Raw genomic sequence first — 16,527 nt, forward strand, 5'->3', positions numbered from 1 at the left:
ACGTACACGACAGAGCGCGCGCTGCCGAGGAACTTGGGGTCTCCGCACGCCGTGAGAACGGAGCATCCATGAACAGCAATGATCGTGACGGCTGGGTTCGCGTTCGAGGGGCCCGCGAAAACAACCTCGCCAACATCGACCTCGATGTGCCCCGGGATTGCATGGTCGCCTTTACCGGCATCTCCGGCTCGGGAAAGTCCTCCCTTGCGTTCGGAACGCTCTACGCCGAGGCTCAGCGCCGCTACTTCGAGTCGGTCGCACCCTATGCACGCCGACTACTCAATCAGGTCGGCGCTCCGGACGTCACCGACATCACTGGTTTGCCCCCGGCGGTTGCGCTTCAACAGCGCCGCGGAGCGCCCAGCTCGCGCTCAAGCGTCGGCACAATCACCACACTCTCCAACCTGTTGCGCATGTTGTATTCCCGCGCCGGCACGTATCCCGCTGGTGTCTCGCACTTGTCTGCCGAAGCGTTCTCGCCCAACACGGTGGCCGGCGCCTGCCCGCGCTGTCACGGTCTTGGCGTGGTGCATGACGTCACTGAGGACCTCCTCGTTCCCGATGACTCTCTCTCGATTCGCGACGGTGCAATCGCTGCCTGGCCCGGCGCCTGGCAGGGCGCGAACCTCAAGAGCATCGTCAACGGCCTCGGCATCGATACCCGCGCGCCGTGGAACTCGCTCAGCCGCAAGGATCGCGACTGGCTGCTGTACACCGAAGAACAGCCCTCCGTCTTTATCCAGCGCGAAGAGGGTCGCATCGATCACGGTTACAACGGCAAGTTCTGGAGCGCCCGCAAGCACATCATGAACGTGCTCTCGCAGTCCCAGAGCGAGCGGATGCGCGAGCGCGCGCTTCGCTTCGTGCAGAGCATGACGTGCCCCGAGTGTGGCGGCAGCGGTCTGCAGGCGAACGCCCTCTCCGTTACCTTCGCGGGGCTCAGCATCGCCGAACTGAACCAGGTGCCGCTCACCGCTCTCGCGGACCGATTGCGGGAAGGCATGGGTCGGGCTGATTCCGAAAGCGAATCGTCCGAAGGCAACGAGGTTGCACATCGCATCGGCGATGACGTGATCGCCCGCGTGGATGTTCTTCTCGACCTTGGCTTGGGGTACCTGAGTCTGGGTCGCAACTCCACGACCCTCTCCCCCGGCGAAGCCCAGCGCCTGCGCATCGCTACTCAACTGCGCTCCGGCCTCTTCGGGGTCGTCTATGTGCTCGATGAGCCCTCAGCGGGACTGCACCCGGCGGATGCCGCACCGCTATTGAAAGTGCTCGACCGTTTGACAGAATCCGGCAACTCTCTCTTCGTCGTGGAGCATGACCTTGACGTCATTCGGCGTGCCGACTGGATCGTCGACATCGGTCCCGGTGCTGGTGAAGGCGGCGGGCAGCTCGTGTACTCCGGCCCCGTTGACGGCCTCAAGGATGTGCCCGAATCGGTCACCGGCCGCTATCTCTTTCCGCAGCAAGCGCAACCGCTGCGCGAGGTGCGCACTCCGGAGTCCTGGGTGCGCCTCGACAAGGCGTCGCTGCACAACATCCGCGATCTCACCGTCGACTTTCCGCTTGGCGTGATGACTGCCGTCACGGGCGTGTCAGGGTCGGGCAAGTCAACGCTCGTGACCCAGGTACTCGCGCAGGCAGTGCGCTCTCATCTCGGCGCTGCTCCGGATGACGCCACCGAAGCGGATGACCAGCCGCACGACCTGACGCTCGAAGACACCACCGGGCTCGACTCTTTCGATCGCCTCGTGCTCGTCGACCAGCGCCCCATCGGACGCACCCCGCGCTCGAACCTCGCGACCTACACCGGAATGTTCGATGTCGTTCGCAAGCTCTTCGCGGCAACCGACGAAGCTCAGAAGCGCGGGTATACCGCGAGCCGGTTCTCCTTCAACGTGGCCGGCGGACGTTGCGAGACCTGCCAGGGCGAGGGCTTTGTCTCGGTCGAACTGCTGTTCTTGCCCGGAACGTGCGCTCCCTGCCACACCTGCCACGGGGCGCGCTACAACGACGAAACGCTCGAAGTCACCTACCTTGGCAAGAACATCGCCGAAGTACTGGGCATGACCGTCAACACCGCCGCCGACTTCTTTGCCGGATCCACCTCGGCGCTGCGCAGCCTCGACACCCTGCGCGATGTTGGCCTCGGCTACTTGCGTCTCGGCCAGCCAGCCACAGAACTCAGCGGTGGAGAAGCGCAGCGCATCAAGCTCGCGACTGAGCTGCAGCGCGCCCGTCGCGGCCACGCGCTCTACCTGCTCGACGAACCGACGTCGGGGCTGCATCCTTCCGACACCGAGCTTTTGCTCGCCCAGCTTCAACAACTCGTGGATGCCGGCAACACTGTCGTGCTTGTCGAGCACGACCTCGCCACCATTGCTGCGAGCGACTGGGTGATCGACTTGGGCCCCAGCGGCGGAGACAAGGGCGGCACGATCGTCGCCACAGGAACCCCCCGCGAGGTTGCCGCGGGCGACGGCGCGACAGCGAAGTACCTCAGCGAGTGGATCGGTACCCGAGCAGCGGGCTGACCGCACGCGCCGCGGGCTAACCACAACCATCGCGCGTTAACCACAAAACACCGAACACGAAGTGATCGTGTTCGGTGCTGTGTGTCGACTAGCTTCACGCTGTGAGCGTGGGCCGCCGATTAAGGCTGAGAAGGAAAGCTAGGCGGGAGTAACAACACCCGCGAGTGCGTCGTGCAATTCTTTTGCTTCATCGTCGTTTACAGAAACAACGAGACGACCGCCGCCTTCGAGAGGTACACGCACGACAATAAGTCGGCCCTCTTTGACAGCCTCCATCGGCCCGTCACCGGTCCTCGGCTTCATGGCTGCCATAGATAGTCCCCTTTCATCGGTACTACGTTCTATTATCCAGCAAAGACCGCCGATACTGAAACTCTGTCGAGTCATTAACCCCAGGGGTACCCCTAGGGCGGGGTCCAGTCATAGCGATCCACCCACCACGCGAGGTGGATCCAGGCCCACTGTCCTGCAACGCACGCCGCGAGGAGCAGTCCGCGATACACCCGCGACTGCGGCAACGCGAGAGCGCCCGCCAGCGGGAACATGGGCATCAGGAGACGGAATGTGCTCGATTGTGGAAAGAATACAGCCAACAAATACAGCGCATAACTGGCAACCCACAAGCGCAGATCTACCCCAAGGCGTCGCGCAGGATTCGTGAAAAGAAAAACAAAGAAAGCGAGAACACCAGCGACGAGCATCACCAGCAAGAGCCACAGCGGCATCCGCCACCACTGAGCCCAAAATTCGGCCCCTTGGATCCAGGCCGCGAACGGTACCAACTCGCCGTACCCGACGTAGGGCGCCCGCCACGCGAGCTCGGTGTCGGTGTACGCCGTGAGCGACCCCGTGGTCACCGCTGCGATGAGCAGCCAGGCAAAGCCCATCAGGAGGCTGAACGCAGTTGCCGAGAGTGCAGCAACGCGCTCGCGCAGCGGAAAGTCCTCACTGCGGCGAACCCACCAGCGATAAACCACGTGCAACCCGAGCGCGAGCGCAAAGGCCAAGCCGCTCGGGCGGGTGAGGGACATGACCGCGATCACCGGCAACAGCATCCAGTACTGGCGCTTCATCAACCAGTAGAGCGCCAAGGTGAGCAAGAAGAGATACATCGACTCGGCGTAGGAGACCTGCAGGATGGCCGAGAGTGGCGCGAAGCAGAAGATGGCGACCGCGAACAGGGCGGTGCCGGCGGGCAACACAAGGTGCATCACGCGGTAGAACAGCAGTGCGGCCCCCAGCGAGAACGCGACGGAGACGATGACGCCCGCCACGGCGAAGTCGAGCGTTGTCAGCGTCATGACGAACCGCACAACGGCGGGATAACCGGGCATGAAAGCCCACGCATTCTCGGCGAGGTGACCGGCGTCGGTCAGCGGCAACTCCGAGGGATACCCGGTCAGCGCAATGATGTAATACCAGTGGCCGTCCCAGATTTTCGCGAACGAGAAATAGTCGGGGGCAGGGCCCGTCCACGGGTTTTGCCCTTGGATGGATGCGAACCACAGCAGCAGCGAAGTCGTCACGACCCGCGAGGCAGCAAAGATCGCGATAACGGCGATCCACCAGCGCTCGGGAGCGAGTATCGCGGTTGTTGCGCGGCGCACCGTGGAGGTGAGCGAGCTGGTGGAGGCTAGCGAGCCGTCAGCCACGCCCGCAGTCCCTGCTCGCACGCCACGATCTCACTGGTGGCGACGCGCTCGTCGTCGGCGTGGGCGCGCAACGGGTTACCGGGGCCGTAGTTCACGGCGGGAACGCCGAGTTCAGCGAAGCGTGCCACATCGGTCCAGCCATACTTCGGGGCTGCTGTGCCACCGACCGCGGCGAGGAAGTCACGGGCGAGCGGAGCATCCAGTCCAGGGCGTGCGCCGCCAGCAAGGTCGGTGACTTCGAACTCGAAGCCGGCAAAGACCTCGCGCAAGTGCTGGATCGCTTGCTCGGTACTGCGGTCGGGGGCGAACCGAAAGTTCACGGTCACCGTCGCGGCATCCGGAATCACATTGCCGGCAACACCACCGGTGATGCCGACGGCGTTGAGGCCCTCACGATAGACCAGGCCATCGACTTCGTGCTGTTCGGGCTCATAGGCGGCCAGAATGGCCAGCACGGGCGCTGCGGCGTGGATGGCGTTCTCGCCCATCCAGGCACGCGCAGAGTGTGCGCGCAGCCCCGTGAGCGAAATGTCGATGCGAGCGGTGCCGTTGCAGCCGCCCTCCACTGTCGCGTTCGAGGGTTCACCGATAATCGCGAAGTCACCCGCCATCAGGTCGGGGCGGTTGCGCGCAATCCGGCCGAGGCCGTTGAGGTCGGCAGCGACCTCTTCGTGGTCGTAAAAAATCCAGGTCACATCGACGGCGGGGTCGGTGAGTTCTGCCGCCAGTTTGAGAGCAATCGCAACGCCGCCCTTCATATCAACGGTGCCGCGGCCAACGAGGTGTTCCTCACCGTCGATCAACTCGAGGGTTGTCGGCAGGTTCTCGTTCACGGGAACCGTATCGAGGTGCCCGGCGATCACGACGCGCTGCGCCTTGCCGCCGTTCGTGCGGGCAACGACGGCATCCGCATCCCGAATCACTTCAAGGTGGCTGAACGCCTTGAGGGCCGTCTCTACGGCATCCGCGATGCGCTGTTCGTTGCCAGAAACCGACTCGATATCGCAAATCTGGCGGGTCAGGTCGGGGCTTGACGCACCCAAATCGAGCACGGGAACGGTGAGATCGGTCGCAGGCATGCACCCAGTGTAAGTAACCTTGATGCATGACTTCGCGCACAGCATGGGGATACGGACTCGCAACAATCGCCAGCGACGGAACAACACTTGACGTGTGGTTCCCCGCTCCGCACCTGGGATCCATCCCTGAGGGCACTGACCCGCACTACACCCCCGCCGATCTTGAAGAGCACTTGGGCTCCGACGAGCGTCGCCGCGTGCGCACCGAATTCGTGACCGTCGAGATCGATTTGGATGCCGCGCCGCAGAACGTCGCCGACGCCTACCTGCGTCTGCACCTACTCAGCCACCTGCTCGTGCAGCCCAACAGCATCAACCTCGACAGTCTCTTCGGCGCCCTGCCGATCGTCGTCTGGACCAACGCCGGCGCGGTGCACCCCGACGACTTCCGCGAACTGCGCGTCTCGCTCAAGCGCCACGGCATCGTCGTGACCGGCATCGACAAGTTCCCACGGATGCTCGACTACGTCCTGCCCGAGCGTGTGCGTATCGCCGATGCCTCGCGCGTGCGCCTCGGCGCCTACCTCTCTCCCGGCACCACCGTCATGCACGAGGGCTTCGTCAACTTCAACGCCGGCACGCTCGGCAGCTCGATGGTCGAGGGCCGCATCTCTCAGGGTGTCGTTGTGGGTGACGGTGCCGACATCGGCGGTGGAGCATCCATCATGGGAACCCTCAGTGGCGGTGGAACCGAGCGTGTCTCGATCGGTGAGCGCGCGCTCTTGGGCGCCAACTCGGGAATCGGAATCGCGATCGGTGACGACACTGTCGTCGAGGCTGGGCTCTACGTCACGGCCGGCACCAAGGTCACCATCATTGATGGTTCGGCGACGCCGCGCCGCGTCAAGGCCGTCGAACTGAGCGGAGTCAACGGACTGCTATTCCGCCGCAACTCTGTGACCGGCGCCGTCGAGGTGCTGCCTCGCAGCGGCAGCGGTGTCGAGCTGAACACCGCACTGCACGCCTAACGATCCGCACTGTGCGGTCCGCTCATCCGAACCGCACGCCCCCAAACACGAACGGCCGGTTCCCCGAGGGGAACCGGCCGTTCGTCGTTAAGCTGCTGGTGCGCTAGCGCTGCGGCCAGTCGCGGGCTGCAGGGCCCGTGTAGAGCTGCTGCGGGCGACCGATCTTGGTCTTGGGGTCCTGGTTCATCTCGCGCCAGTTGGCGATCCAGCCCGGCAGACGACCGATGGCGAAGAGCACCGTGAACATGCGCGGCGGGAAACCCATTGCCTTGTAGATAACACCGGTGTAGAAGTCGACGTTGGGGTACAGCTTGCGCTCGATGAAGTAATCATCGGCCAAAGCGACCTCTTCGAGTTCACGAGCAATATCGAGCAGCGGGTCGCTGACGCCCAGATTGGCGAGCACCTCATCCGCACTCTCTTTGACGAGACGTGCACGCGGGTCGAAGCTCTTGTAGACGCGGTGACCGAAGCCCATTAGGCGCACGCCATCTTCTTTGCGCTTCACACGATCAACAAACTTCTGAACGCCTTCGCCCGACTCCTGAATCTCGCCAAGCATCTTCAGAACGGCCTCGTTGGCGCCACCGTGAAGCGGACCGTAGAGAGCATTGATACCGGCGGAGATCGAAGCGAAAATGTTGGCTTCGGTCGAGCCGACCAGGCGCACCGTGGAGGTGGACGCGTTCTGCTCGTGGTCTTCGTGCAAAATCAGCAGGCGATCGAGCGCCTTGCTCAGCACGGGGTTGACCTCGTACTCCTCGGCCATGTTGCCGAAGTTGAGCTTCAAGAAGTTGTCGACAAAACTCATCGAATTGTCGGGATACAGCAGCGCCTGACCGAGTGACTTCTTGTGAGCATAGGCCGCAATGACGGGCAACTTTGCCAGCAAACGGATGGTCGAGATCTCGACCTGCTCCGGGTCACGCACGTCGTGCGAGTCTTCGTAATAGGTCGATAGAGCCGACACCGCACTGGAGAGCACCGACATGGGGTGTGCGCTCGGCGGAAGGGCGTCGAAGAAGCGACGGAGGTCTTCGTGAAGCAGCGTGTGCCGACGGATCTTCTCATCGAACTCTTCGAGCTGCGACTTCGACGGCAGTTCACCGTAAATCAGCAGCCACGCTACTTCGAGATAGGTGGAGTTGGCCGCGACATCTTCGATCGCATACCCGCGGTAGCGCAGGATTCCACGGTCGCCATCGATGTACGTGATCTCACTGCGGGTTGACGCAGTGTTCACGAAACCTTGATCAAGCGCCGTGTATCCGGTCTGCTTCATGAAGGTGGAGATATCGATGCTGTTGTGACCATCGACCCCACGGATAATGGGAAATTCTGCAGCACCGCCCGGAAAGTGGAGGGTGGCCTTCTCTGGGTCTTGAGGGGCTTCATTCACCGCTACAGCCTACAAGGGTTGAATGGCCACTGTCACACCAACCAACCAAACCAGACCGGTTTTAGAGGTCAACGACAAGGCCTTCGCCGGTTAGTGCACTTAAGCGAGCAAATCGAGGCGAGCGACCGCGTCAGCAATAGTGTCGTCACTCGCGGTGAGCGCGATTCGCACGTGTCGCGCAGGGCTCTCGCCGTAGAACGAACCCGGGACCACGAGGATGCCGGACTGCGCCAAATCTCCGACCGTCTGCCACGAGTCTTCGTACTTTGTGGCCCACAAGTAGAGACCAGCAACGCTATCGTCCACGAAGAATCCCGCCCGTTTCAAAGCGGGCAGCAGCTTGGCACGACGTGCACGATAGAGCTCCCGTTGGGCGGCAACGTGGGCGTCATCCTGAAGGGCGGTGACCATCGCGGCTTGCACGGGGCCGGGCACGAGGAGTCCGACGTGTTTGCGCACGGCGAGTAGCTCTGAGATGAGCCCCGAGCATCCGGCCACAAAAGCGGCACGGTAGCCGGCCAAATTCGACTGCTTACTGAGCGAATACACCGCAAGCACTGACGACCGATCGCTGCCAATTACCTCGGGATCGAGAATGGATGGCGTGGGGTCGGGGCCGTTCCAGTTGAGTTCGGCGTAGCACTCGTCTGAGGCGATCACCGCACCCAATTCGCGAGCGCGGGCAACAGCAGCGCGCAGCTGTTCAACGTCAGCCACACGACCATCAGGGTTGCCTGGGCTGTTCAGCCAGACGAGAGCAGTGTTCTCGGGCCACGATGCCGGGTCGTCGGATGCCACAGCAGTAGCGCCAACCATGGCCGCCCCAATGGCATACGTCGGGTACGCAACCGAAGGATGCACGACGACGTCATCTTTGCCGAGCCCCAGCAGCAGCGGCAGCAGTGCCACCAACTCTTTGGAACCGACGGTCGGCAGAATATTGTTGACGGTGAGCCCTGGCACACCACGGCGGCGCTCGAACCACTCCACGATGGCCTCGCGCAGCTGAACTGTGCCCATAGCGGTGGGGTAGGCGTGAGCATCCGTGGCCGTCGCCAAACTGTCGCGGATAACCGTGGGGGTGGGGTCTACCGGTGAACCGACAGACAGATCAACGAAGCCGTCGGGGTGAGTGCGCGCAATCGTGCCGTACGGCACAAGCGAATCCCAAGGAAAATCGGGGAGAGCCAACGGCGTGCGCGCCATTAGTCTGAGGACCCGCCACCCTCAGGCAGGGCCGCAATGAGGGCATGATCCTTGGGGATCACACCGACCTTTGCTGCGCCGCCGGGTGAGCTCACCTCGAGGAGATCAAAAAACTCAACGTTGGCCTTGTAGTAGTCGGCCCACTTATCGGGCAGGTCATCTTCGTAATAGATGGCCTCAACCGGACACACCGGCTCGCACGCACCACAGTCAACACACTCATCCGGGTGGATGTAGAGCATGCGGTCGCCTTCATAAATACAGTCGACTGGGCATTCATCTACACACGCGCGATCCTTAAGATCGACACAGGGCTGAGCGATGACGTAGGTCAAGAGATATCCGCACCTTTCACGGGAGAGTTCAACTCAATGTTAGCGCGGCTCGCCGACGAAACCTGACGGTTCACCCGAGGCCACCCCACCACAATGAGCACCACAAGCACCGGCGCAAAGGTCCACACGTAACCCGCAACATTTGCCGGGATCAAAATTGTTCCGCCTGGCATTGCCGTAGCCAAGATTGCCGACATCACCAGAACACCGAGCGAGGCAAAACCTGCCGCGACTCGGGTGTCATAGATCAAGCGCAGGCCCAGAATGAGCGCCGTCACGAGCGTGACAGACACCACAATTCCCCACGGCACACGAACATTGCCGATCGTGAACGCCGACTGATGCACCGCGGTCAAGACGAGACCGACCAATGCGCCCAAGGCGAGCGACACCAGCGCCAAGATGACGCGCTCCACACGGCTACGTTCGCCGATCACCAATTCGCGGCGACGCAAGCGGCGCAAATATTCCGGCGGCGTCGAGACGCTCTCCCCCACCGGCACCTCATTGCGATAAATCTCGGTAGCCCGGCGCTTGAACGCGAGCGCCGTTGCCGACGACACCGCCACGCCACGATCAACAGGAACAGCGGATGCCGTATAGAAAGGCACCCCCGCAAGCTCTGTCGCCAGCACCGTGGCCTCGTGCACGAGCAGCGCCTCTGCGCCGCGCGCCGTACCGCTGGACTCCTTGGCGTAGCTGACGACGACATCCGGCTTCAACGAGGTGATCGCTGCAGCGAGGTCAGAGGCGAGAGCGCGGGCGTCGAGCTTGCTGAACTGGCGACCGTTGTCTTCACGCAAGATGTGGTGAGAGGTAATGCCAAGAATTTCGCGGACAACCTCATCGACGGACACCGCCGTGCGTTCCCCGGTGTCGGTGTCGGCATCAGTAGCGGAGTCGGCATCCGCATCAGTAGCGGAGTCAGCAACTGCGGTGTTCGCTTCAGCGCTGCTGCCCGTCGCGGCGCTTAAGGCCACAGAACCAGGCACTGCGGCGCCGTGCGAGACCGTCTCTGGCACGCTTCCGGTCGAGGGCGATGCCTCAATAGCGGCGGTCGCGTTGTTGCTGCAGCTGAGCACAATGAGTTCAGTGCCACGCTGAACAAGCGTTGCAATGGTGGCGCCGAAGACGTACGCCTCATCTTCTGGGCGTGCGGCAACAACCAATACCCGTTGTGCGCGATCTTTCACGGCCATTCCTCCACCATTTATTCTGCAGTAGACAGAATAAGCACAGGTAGCCGAATTAGGGTTGCTTAGGTTAGGCTTACCAACCTGTCCAGAACTCAATCGACAAGAGAGTCTCGTGCTCGCAAACTTCCTGATCGGCCTACGAGAAGGCCTTGAAGCCGCGCTTGTGGTTGGCATTCTCATCGCCTACGTTCGCAAGATCGATCGCACCGATGTACTCCCCCGCATCTGGCTCGGAGTGGCTATTGCCGTCGTGTTGTCCCTCGGCCTCGGTGCGAGTCTCACGTTTGGCGCCTATGGCTTGTCATTCCAGGCTCAAGAGCTCATCGGCGGCATCCTCTCTATCGTTGCGACCGCCTTTGTCACGTGGATGATCTTCTGGATGCTGCGCGCAGCACGCGGCCTCGGTCGCGAACTGCGCAGCGAGGTTGATTCTCATCTCACGGGCGCCGGCTGGGGTCTCGTTCTCGTCGCGTTCCTCGCGGTCGGTCGCGAAGGTATCGAAACCGCCCTCTTTATTTGGGCAGCAGTGCAGGCGAGTGGCTCGACCGCACTCCCCCTCACTGGCGCAGCACTCGGTATTGCTGCCGCAATCGTGCTCGGCTACCTCATCTACCGCGGCGTCGTCAGCATCAACCTCACTCGCTTCTTCACCTGGACAGGCGCGATCCTCATCATCGTCGCCGCCGGCGTGCTCTCCTACGGTGTGCATGATCTGCAGGAGGCTGGCGTGCTGCCGGGTCTCCACGCGCTCGCCTTCGACGTCAGCGCGGCTATCCCGCCCGACAGCTGGTACGGCACTTTGCTCAAGGGCACGCTCAACTTCTCCCCCGCAACCACGTGGCTCGAAGCCGGTGTGTGGCTCGCCTATGTCGGGGCTGTCATGACGATTTTCATCCGCACTGTTCGCGGCAACAAGCGTGCTGACAAGCCGCTGCTGCCCGAAGCACACCTCAGCACTCAAGGAGCCTGATGACCACCCGCCCCACCCGCTACGGATTCGCCGCGGCGGCAACTGTCGCTGCGCTCGCTCTCACCGGCTGCGTTGCCAACAGCACCGAAGCCACCGCCGACAACACAATCACTGTCGACAGCAGCGCCACAGACTGCGCCGTGAGCGCCAGCGAAGCGCCAAGCGGCACCCTTGTCTTCTCCGTCACGAACTCCGGTGACCAGGTCACCGAGTTCTACCTGCTGGCGGATGACGGGCTGCGCATCGTCGGCGAGGTCGAGAACATCGGCCCCGGCATCAGTCGCGATCTCGTCGTATTGGCTCAACCTGGTGACTACTTCACGGTCTGCAAGCCAGGCATGATCGGCGAGGGAGTTGGCACGGCCGCGTTTACGGTCACCGATTCGGGTACAGATTTGTCGTTCAGCGGTGACACTGCCGAGCAAATCGCCGCGGCTAACGCCAATTACAAGAGCTACGTCAAGGATCAGATTGAGAATCTCGTCGTAGGCACAGAAGACTTTGCTGCCGCGTACATCGCGGGCGACGATGACGCTGCTCGCGCTCTCTACGCCCCCACGCGCGTGTTCTGGGAGCGTGTCGAAACAGTCGCTGAGTCGTTCGGTGACCTCGACCCCCGCATGGATCTGCGCGAAGCCGACCTCGAAGACGGTCAAGAGTGGACCGGCTGGCACGCCATGGAGAAAGATCTCTGGCCTGCGGATGCCGAAGCCGGCTTCGAACCCTACGACCAGTCCAAACGTGAAGCGCTAGCCTCGCAACTCGTCGAAGACACCAACACGCTGTACAACAACGTGCAAGATCTTGAGTTCACACTCGACCAGCAGACCAACGGCGCCATCGGCCTCCTCGACGAGGTGGCCAGTGGCAAGGTGACCGGAGAAGAAGAGTTCTGGTCGCACACCGACCTCTGGGATTTCCAAGCCAATATTGATGGCGCTCGCGTGCTCTACGACGGCGTTCGCGACATCCTCGTCGCGAAGGATGCCGATCTTGCGGCCACCCTCGACGCGGAGTTCGACGAGCTGCAGGTATTGCTGGATGCCCAGCGTGAAGGCGATGGCTTCCGCCTCTACACTGAGCTGTCCACGAGCGAAATTCGCGCGTTCTCCGATCAGGTGAACGCACTCGCCGAGCCCCTGTCCCGTCTCACCGCGGTGCTGGTGCTCTAACTCCACTCCGCCCCTCCCTGGCCGCTGCAGACAGCAAGCGCCGCCCACCACCCCACACCGAAAGAACTGCAATGCCGACAGATGACACCAAGGGTCTCTCCCGCCGCGGCCTCCTCGGGCTCGCCGGGGCTGGTGTCGTGGGTGCCGGACTCGGCGTTGGTGGGGCTTTCGCCTTCGGCGGCGGTGACGGCTCGTCGACGACGGGCAACGATGTCGCCGCGACCTACCCGTTCTTCGGCGATCACCAATCGGGCATCATTACGCCGGCTCAGGATCGACTGCACTTCGCCGCCTTTGACGTCAATGACATCTCTCGCGACGAACTCATCGAATTGCTTCAAGACTGGAGCTACGCCGCCGCGCGCATGACTACCGGCGAAGCCGCAGGCGACTACGGCCCCGCGAGTGGACCCTACGATGCGCCACCGGATGACACGGGCGAAGCCCTCGACCTGCCACCGGGTGGTCTCACGATCACTTTCGGGTTCGGCCCCGCCCTGTTCGATGACCGCTTCGGGCTCGCCGGCAAACGACCAGCAGCCCTCATTGACCTCCCCAAGTTCCCCAGTGACGCTCTGCTGCCCGAACTCGTCGGCGGTGACCTCTGCATCCAAGCGTGCAGTGACGACCCGCAGGTCGCCGTTCACGCGATCCGCAACCTCTCGCGCATCGCCTTTGGCCGCGCCACATTGCGCTGGTCTCAGCTCGGCTTCGGCCGCACCTCGTCAACAACGCAAGCGCAGAAGACGCCCCGCAACCTGTTCGGCTTCAAAGACGGCACTGCAAACCTCCGCGCCGAAGATACCGACGGCGTGAATGAACATGTGTGGGCGGCATCCAACGATGGAACCTCGTGGATGACCGGCGGCTCCTATCTCGTCAGCCGCAAGATTCGCATGACCATCGAAACGTGGGACCGCACCTCGCTCCGTGAACAAGAGACGATCTTCGGGCGCACCAAGGGTGAAGGCGCACCGCTCAGCGGCGGTTCCGAGTTCACCGACCCCGACTTTGAACAGGCTGGTCGCGATGATGCGCCGCTGATTGACGAGAATTCACACATGAAGCTCGCCCACCCCGACACTCACGGCGGCGCACAAATTCTGCGACGCGGCTACAACTTCGTCGATGGCAACGATGAGCTCGGGCGCCTCAACGCTGGCCTGTTCTTCATCAGCTTCCAGCGCGATCCCGAAACCCAGTTCGTGCCGATTCAGCTTGCGCTCTCCCGCAACGACCTCATGAACGAATACGTGCGTTACGTCGGCTCAGCGATCTTCGCCGTGCCGCCAGGGGCGCACTCGGGCAGTTTCATCGGAGCTGGGATGTTCGACCTCGCCTAACACGGTCGACCACCGCCGCTAGGCAGCCAGCCGTCGGGCTTGCTCGCCCTTCCGACCACTGACCTTCCGAGCTCTGTGCCGAAGTAGCCTATTCGCCCATCGAAGCGGGCGCGACAGTGTAGTTCGCGGTGTAGCCATCATCGGTGTGTGCGACGAGGACGACGACATTCCACGAATCGTTTGAGAAGAGAACCGAACCGGCACCATCAGCACCGCTGGCTTGCACTTGTGACTCGTAACCGGCATCCGCAAATTGCGTTTCGATGGCATCGAGGGGCGATTCAGTGCCCGTCAAGATGGTGATGTTGTAGCCGCGGTTATCTCCGTCGCCGGCAGCGATACCAAACTGCACTTCGCCGGCGGCCAGTGGCACCGCGCTGGGGAAGCCCTCGGGAACCTCATCGCCGCCGAGGCTCACTTTGCCGCCCGTAGCCTGTTCCACGATTCCACCGATGGGGTTATCGCCGAAACAGCCCGATAGCGCTGGCGTAATGGCCAAGGCCAGAACGAGGGCAACGGATGCGCTAACACTGCGGCGGGCGCTCAACATGACTAACTCCAGAAGTGACGCGATGGTGCGACTGAATGCGCCGTTAACCAACGATGCAGCCACGATCAGGATGACCGTAGCTGCATCGTACTCCGCGCAGATTGCTGACTCATGTGAGCCTGCTGCGAGAAGAAAGGTTAGGCGTTTTGCTTCTTCATACGCGACGTGCTGCGCGCGCGAGCGTTGGCATCGAGCTCGACCTTACGGATTCGCACGAACTCCGGAGTTACCTCTACGCACTCGTCTTCGCGAGCGAATTCGAGGCACTCTTCCAACGTGAGCTTGCGCGACGGAGTCATACGCTCGAACGAGTCCGAGGTCGACTGGCGCATGTTGGTGAGCTGCTTTTCCTTAGTGATGTTGACGTCCATGTCGTCGGCGCGTGAGTTCTCGCCAACAACCATGCCTTCGTAAACCTCCTGCGTGGGCTCAACGAAGAACGACATGCGCTCCTGCAAAGCAACCATCGCGAACGGAGTAGCCGCACCGGCACGGTCAGCGACGATTGAGCCGTTGACACGGGTAAGAATTTCGCCGGCCCACTGGTCATAGCCGTGCGAGACCGCGTTGGCGATACCAGCACCGCGGGTGATGGTCATGAACTCGGTGCGGAATCCAATGAGACCACGCGAAGGAACAACGAACTCCATGCGAACCCAGCCGGTGCCGTGGTTGCTCATGCCGTCCATGCGGCCCTTGCGGGCGGCGAGAAGCTGAGTGATTGCACCCAAGTACTCTTCTGGAGCGTCGATCGTGAGGTGCTCGAACGGCTCGTGAAGCTTGCCGTCGACCCGCTTGGTAACTACCTGGGGCTTACCGACGGTGAGCTCGAAGCCTTCGCGACGCATCTGCTCAACGAGGATGGCGAGAGCAAGCTCTCCACGACCCTGAACTTCCCAGGCATCCGGACGACCGATGTCGACGAGCTTGAGCGAGACGTTACCGACGAGTTCGCGGTCGAGACGGTCCTTGACCATGCGAGCGGTGAGCTTGTGGCCCTTGACCTTGCCGATGACCGGCGAGGTGTTGGTTCCGATGGTCATCGAGATTGCGGGGTCGTCGACCGTGATGGTCGGCAACGGGCGAACATCGTTGGGGTCACAGAGAGTTTCACCAATGAAGATGTCCTCGAAGCCTGCAACAGCGACGATGTCGCCGGGGCCGGCGCTTTCGGCAGGGTAACGGTCGAGAGCCTTCGTGATCATGAGCTCGGTGACGCGCACGTTAGCGACGCTTCCATCGTGCTTGACCCAGGCAACAGTCTGGCCCTTCTTGATGGTGCCGTTGAAGACACGCAGAAGAGCAAGACGGCCGAGGAACGGCGAGGAGTCAAGGTTGGTAACCCAGGCCTGCAGGGGGTGCTCGTCGTCGTACGACGGTGCGGGAACGTGCTTGAGGATGGCGTCGAACAACGGCTCGAGGTCATCGTTGTCAGGCAAGGTGCCGTTCTCGGGCTTGTTCCAGCTTGCAGCACCGGCACGGCCGGAAGCGTAAACGATCGGGACATCAAGAATGGCGTCCAAGTCGAGGTCGGGAACGTCGTCTGCCATGTCGCTCGCGAGGCCGAGGAGCAGGTCCTGGCTTTCGGCAACAACTTCGTCAATGCGCGCATCCGGACGGTCAGTCTTGTTGACCAACAGGATCACGGGAAGCTTGGCTTCAAGAGCCTTACGAAGAACGAAGCGAGTCTGCGGAAGCGGGCCCTCACTGGCGTCAACGAGCAGAACAACACCGTCAACCATGCTGAGTCCACGTTCAACCTCGCCACCGAAGTCGGCGTGGCCGGGGGTGTCGATGACGTTGATCGTGATGGGACCATCGGTGGCGTACTTGCCGTTGTACGAAATCGCGGTGTTCTTCGCGAGAATCGTGATGCCCTTTTCGCGCTCGAGCTCGTTCGAGTCCATTGCGCGCTCTTCGAGGTGCGCGTGCGCTTCGAACGAGTTCGTCTGGCGAAGCATCGCGTCAACGAGAGTTGTCTTTCCGTGGTCAACGTGGGCAACGATTGCTACGTTGCGCAAATCGCTGCGAGTGGCCATAGCCATAGCAATATTCCTTAATTCATTGGAGGCTGTGCGGTCTTTCACCGCAGACGCTGCGCAGAAATTCTCGGCAGCAGA

14 protein-coding genes are annotated in these 16,527 nt (G+C 62.1%); 5 read left to right on the forward strand and 9 right to left on the reverse strand.

Annotated features, from left to right (window positions below; all coding sequences use genetic code 11):
- Nucleotides 1–68 precede the first annotated feature (68 nt).
- Entirely contained in the window at nt 69–2,537 is a 2,469-nt protein-coding gene (uvrA, locus tag I6E81_RS10375; protein WP_197107373.1) for an excinuclease ABC subunit UvrA, read from the forward strand.
- A 138-nt stretch (nt 2,538–2,675) separates the two neighbouring features.
- On the opposite strand, the gene I6E81_RS10380 is transcribed toward uvrA, so the two are convergent.
- From I6E81_RS10380 to dapE, 3 genes are all read right to left on the reverse strand, one after another.
- Nucleotides 2,676–2,849: a DUF3117 domain-containing protein gene (locus I6E81_RS10380; protein ID WP_197107374.1), complete on the reverse strand. Its 174-nt coding sequence runs from the start codon at nt 2,847–2,849 to the stop codon at nt 2,676–2,678.
- A gap of 92 nt (nt 2,850–2,941) precedes the next feature.
- Nucleotides 2,942–4,189: a mannosyltransferase family protein gene (locus tag I6E81_RS10385; RefSeq protein WP_197107375.1), complete on the reverse strand. Its 1,248-nt coding sequence runs from the start codon at nt 4,187–4,189 to the stop codon at nt 2,942–2,944.
- Entirely contained in the window at nt 4,171–5,268 is a 1,098-nt protein-coding gene (gene dapE / locus I6E81_RS10390) for a succinyl-diaminopimelate desuccinylase (RefSeq protein WP_197107376.1), read from the reverse strand. Before dapE ends, I6E81_RS10385 begins: the two co-directional genes overlap by 19 nt.
- Before the next feature lie 26 nt (nt 5,269–5,294).
- Between dapE and dapD the strand changes: the two genes are divergently transcribed.
- On the forward strand, nt 5,295–6,236 hold the full coding sequence (dapD, locus tag I6E81_RS10395) for a 2,3,4,5-tetrahydropyridine-2,6-dicarboxylate N-succinyltransferase (protein ID WP_197107377.1): 942 nt from the start codon (nt 5,295–5,297) through the stop codon (nt 6,234–6,236).
- 103 nt (nt 6,237–6,339) lie between these two features.
- Here the strand turns inward: dapD and I6E81_RS10400 are convergent, their stop codons facing one another.
- From I6E81_RS10400 to I6E81_RS10415, 4 genes are all read right to left on the reverse strand, one after another.
- The gene (locus I6E81_RS10400; protein WP_197107378.1) at nt 6,340–7,635 is read right to left on the reverse strand and encodes a citrate synthase; all 1,296 of its coding nucleotides are present in this window, start codon (nt 7,633–7,635) and stop codon (nt 6,340–6,342) included.
- A 99-nt stretch (nt 7,636–7,734) separates the two neighbouring features.
- Nucleotides 7,735–8,841, reverse strand: a complete 1,107-nt coding sequence (gene dapC / locus I6E81_RS10405) for a succinyldiaminopimelate transaminase (RefSeq protein WP_197107379.1) — start codon at nt 8,839–8,841, stop codon at nt 7,735–7,737.
- On the reverse strand, nt 8,841–9,176 hold the full coding sequence (gene fdxA / locus I6E81_RS10410; protein ID WP_197107380.1) for a ferredoxin: 336 nt from the start codon (nt 9,174–9,176) through the stop codon (nt 8,841–8,843). Before fdxA ends, dapC begins: the two co-directional genes overlap by 1 nt.
- Nucleotides 9,173–10,369, reverse strand: a complete 1,197-nt coding sequence (locus I6E81_RS10415; RefSeq protein WP_197107381.1) for a PIG-L family deacetylase — start codon at nt 10,367–10,369, stop codon at nt 9,173–9,175. The genes fdxA and I6E81_RS10415 overlap by 4 nt, the downstream gene beginning before the upstream one ends.
- 115 nt (nt 10,370–10,484) lie before the next feature.
- On the opposite strand from I6E81_RS10415, the gene efeU reads away from it, so the two are divergent.
- The 3 genes from efeU (at nt 10,485) to efeB (ending at nt 13,857) form a co-directional block, all read left to right on the forward strand.
- The gene (gene efeU, locus I6E81_RS10420; RefSeq protein WP_197107382.1) at nt 10,485–11,342 is read left to right on the forward strand and encodes an iron uptake transporter permease EfeU; all 858 of its coding nucleotides are present in this window, start codon (nt 10,485–10,487) and stop codon (nt 11,340–11,342) included.
- Nucleotides 11,342–12,514: an iron uptake system protein EfeO gene (gene efeO, locus I6E81_RS10425; RefSeq protein ID WP_197107383.1), complete on the forward strand. Its 1,173-nt coding sequence runs from the start codon at nt 11,342–11,344 to the stop codon at nt 12,512–12,514. The genes efeU and efeO overlap by 1 nt, the downstream gene beginning before the upstream one ends.
- Nucleotides 12,515–12,585: 71 nt before the next feature.
- Nucleotides 12,586–13,857: an iron uptake transporter deferrochelatase/peroxidase subunit gene (gene efeB / locus I6E81_RS10430; RefSeq protein ID WP_197107384.1), complete on the forward strand. Its 1,272-nt coding sequence runs from the start codon at nt 12,586–12,588 to the stop codon at nt 13,855–13,857.
- An 88-nt stretch (nt 13,858–13,945) separates the two neighbouring features.
- Here the strand turns inward: efeB and I6E81_RS10435 are convergent, their stop codons facing one another.
- A complete protein-coding gene (locus I6E81_RS10435; protein WP_307784144.1) occupies nt 13,946–14,470 on the reverse strand; it encodes a hypothetical protein in 525 nt (174 codons plus the stop codon).
- Nucleotides 14,471–14,544: 74 nt separating this feature from the next.
- Nucleotides 14,545–16,452, reverse strand: a complete 1,908-nt coding sequence (gene typA, locus I6E81_RS10440; RefSeq protein WP_197107385.1) for a translational GTPase TypA — start codon at nt 16,450–16,452, stop codon at nt 14,545–14,547.
- Nucleotides 16,453–16,527 lie beyond the last annotated feature (75 nt).

Origin of the sequence: Salinibacterium sp. NG22, from assembly GCF_015864925.1 — a bacterium.
Taxonomy (GTDB): Bacteria; Actinomycetota; Actinomycetes; order Actinomycetales; family Microbacteriaceae; genus Rhodoglobus.

Excerpts from the sequence above, each read along its gene's own strand:
- uvrA (WP_197107373.1), top strand. The coding sequence starts at position 69 with ATGAACAGCAATGATCGTGACGGCTGGGTTCGCGTTCGAGGGGCCCGC.
- I6E81_RS10380 (WP_197107374.1), bottom strand. The coding sequence starts at position 2,849 with ATGGCAGCCATGAAGCCGAGGACCGGTGACGGGCCGATGGAGGCTGTC.
- dapE (WP_197107376.1), bottom strand. The coding sequence starts at position 5,268 with ATGCCTGCGACCGATCTCACCGTTCCCGTGCTCGATTTGGGTGCGTCA.
- dapD (WP_197107377.1), top strand. The coding sequence starts at position 5,295 with ATGACTTCGCGCACAGCATGGGGATACGGACTCGCAACAATCGCCAGC.
- dapC (WP_197107379.1), bottom strand. The coding sequence starts at position 8,841 with ATGGCGCGCACGCCGTTGGCTCTCCCCGATTTTCCTTGGGATTCGCTT.
- efeO (WP_197107383.1), top strand. The coding sequence starts at position 11,342 with ATGACCACCCGCCCCACCCGCTACGGATTCGCCGCGGCGGCAACTGTC.
- efeB (WP_197107384.1), top strand. The coding sequence starts at position 12,586 with ATGCCGACAGATGACACCAAGGGTCTCTCCCGCCGCGGCCTCCTCGGG.
- typA (WP_197107385.1), bottom strand. The coding sequence starts at position 16,452 with ATGGCTATGGCCACTCGCAGCGATTTGCGCAACGTAGCAATCGTTGCC.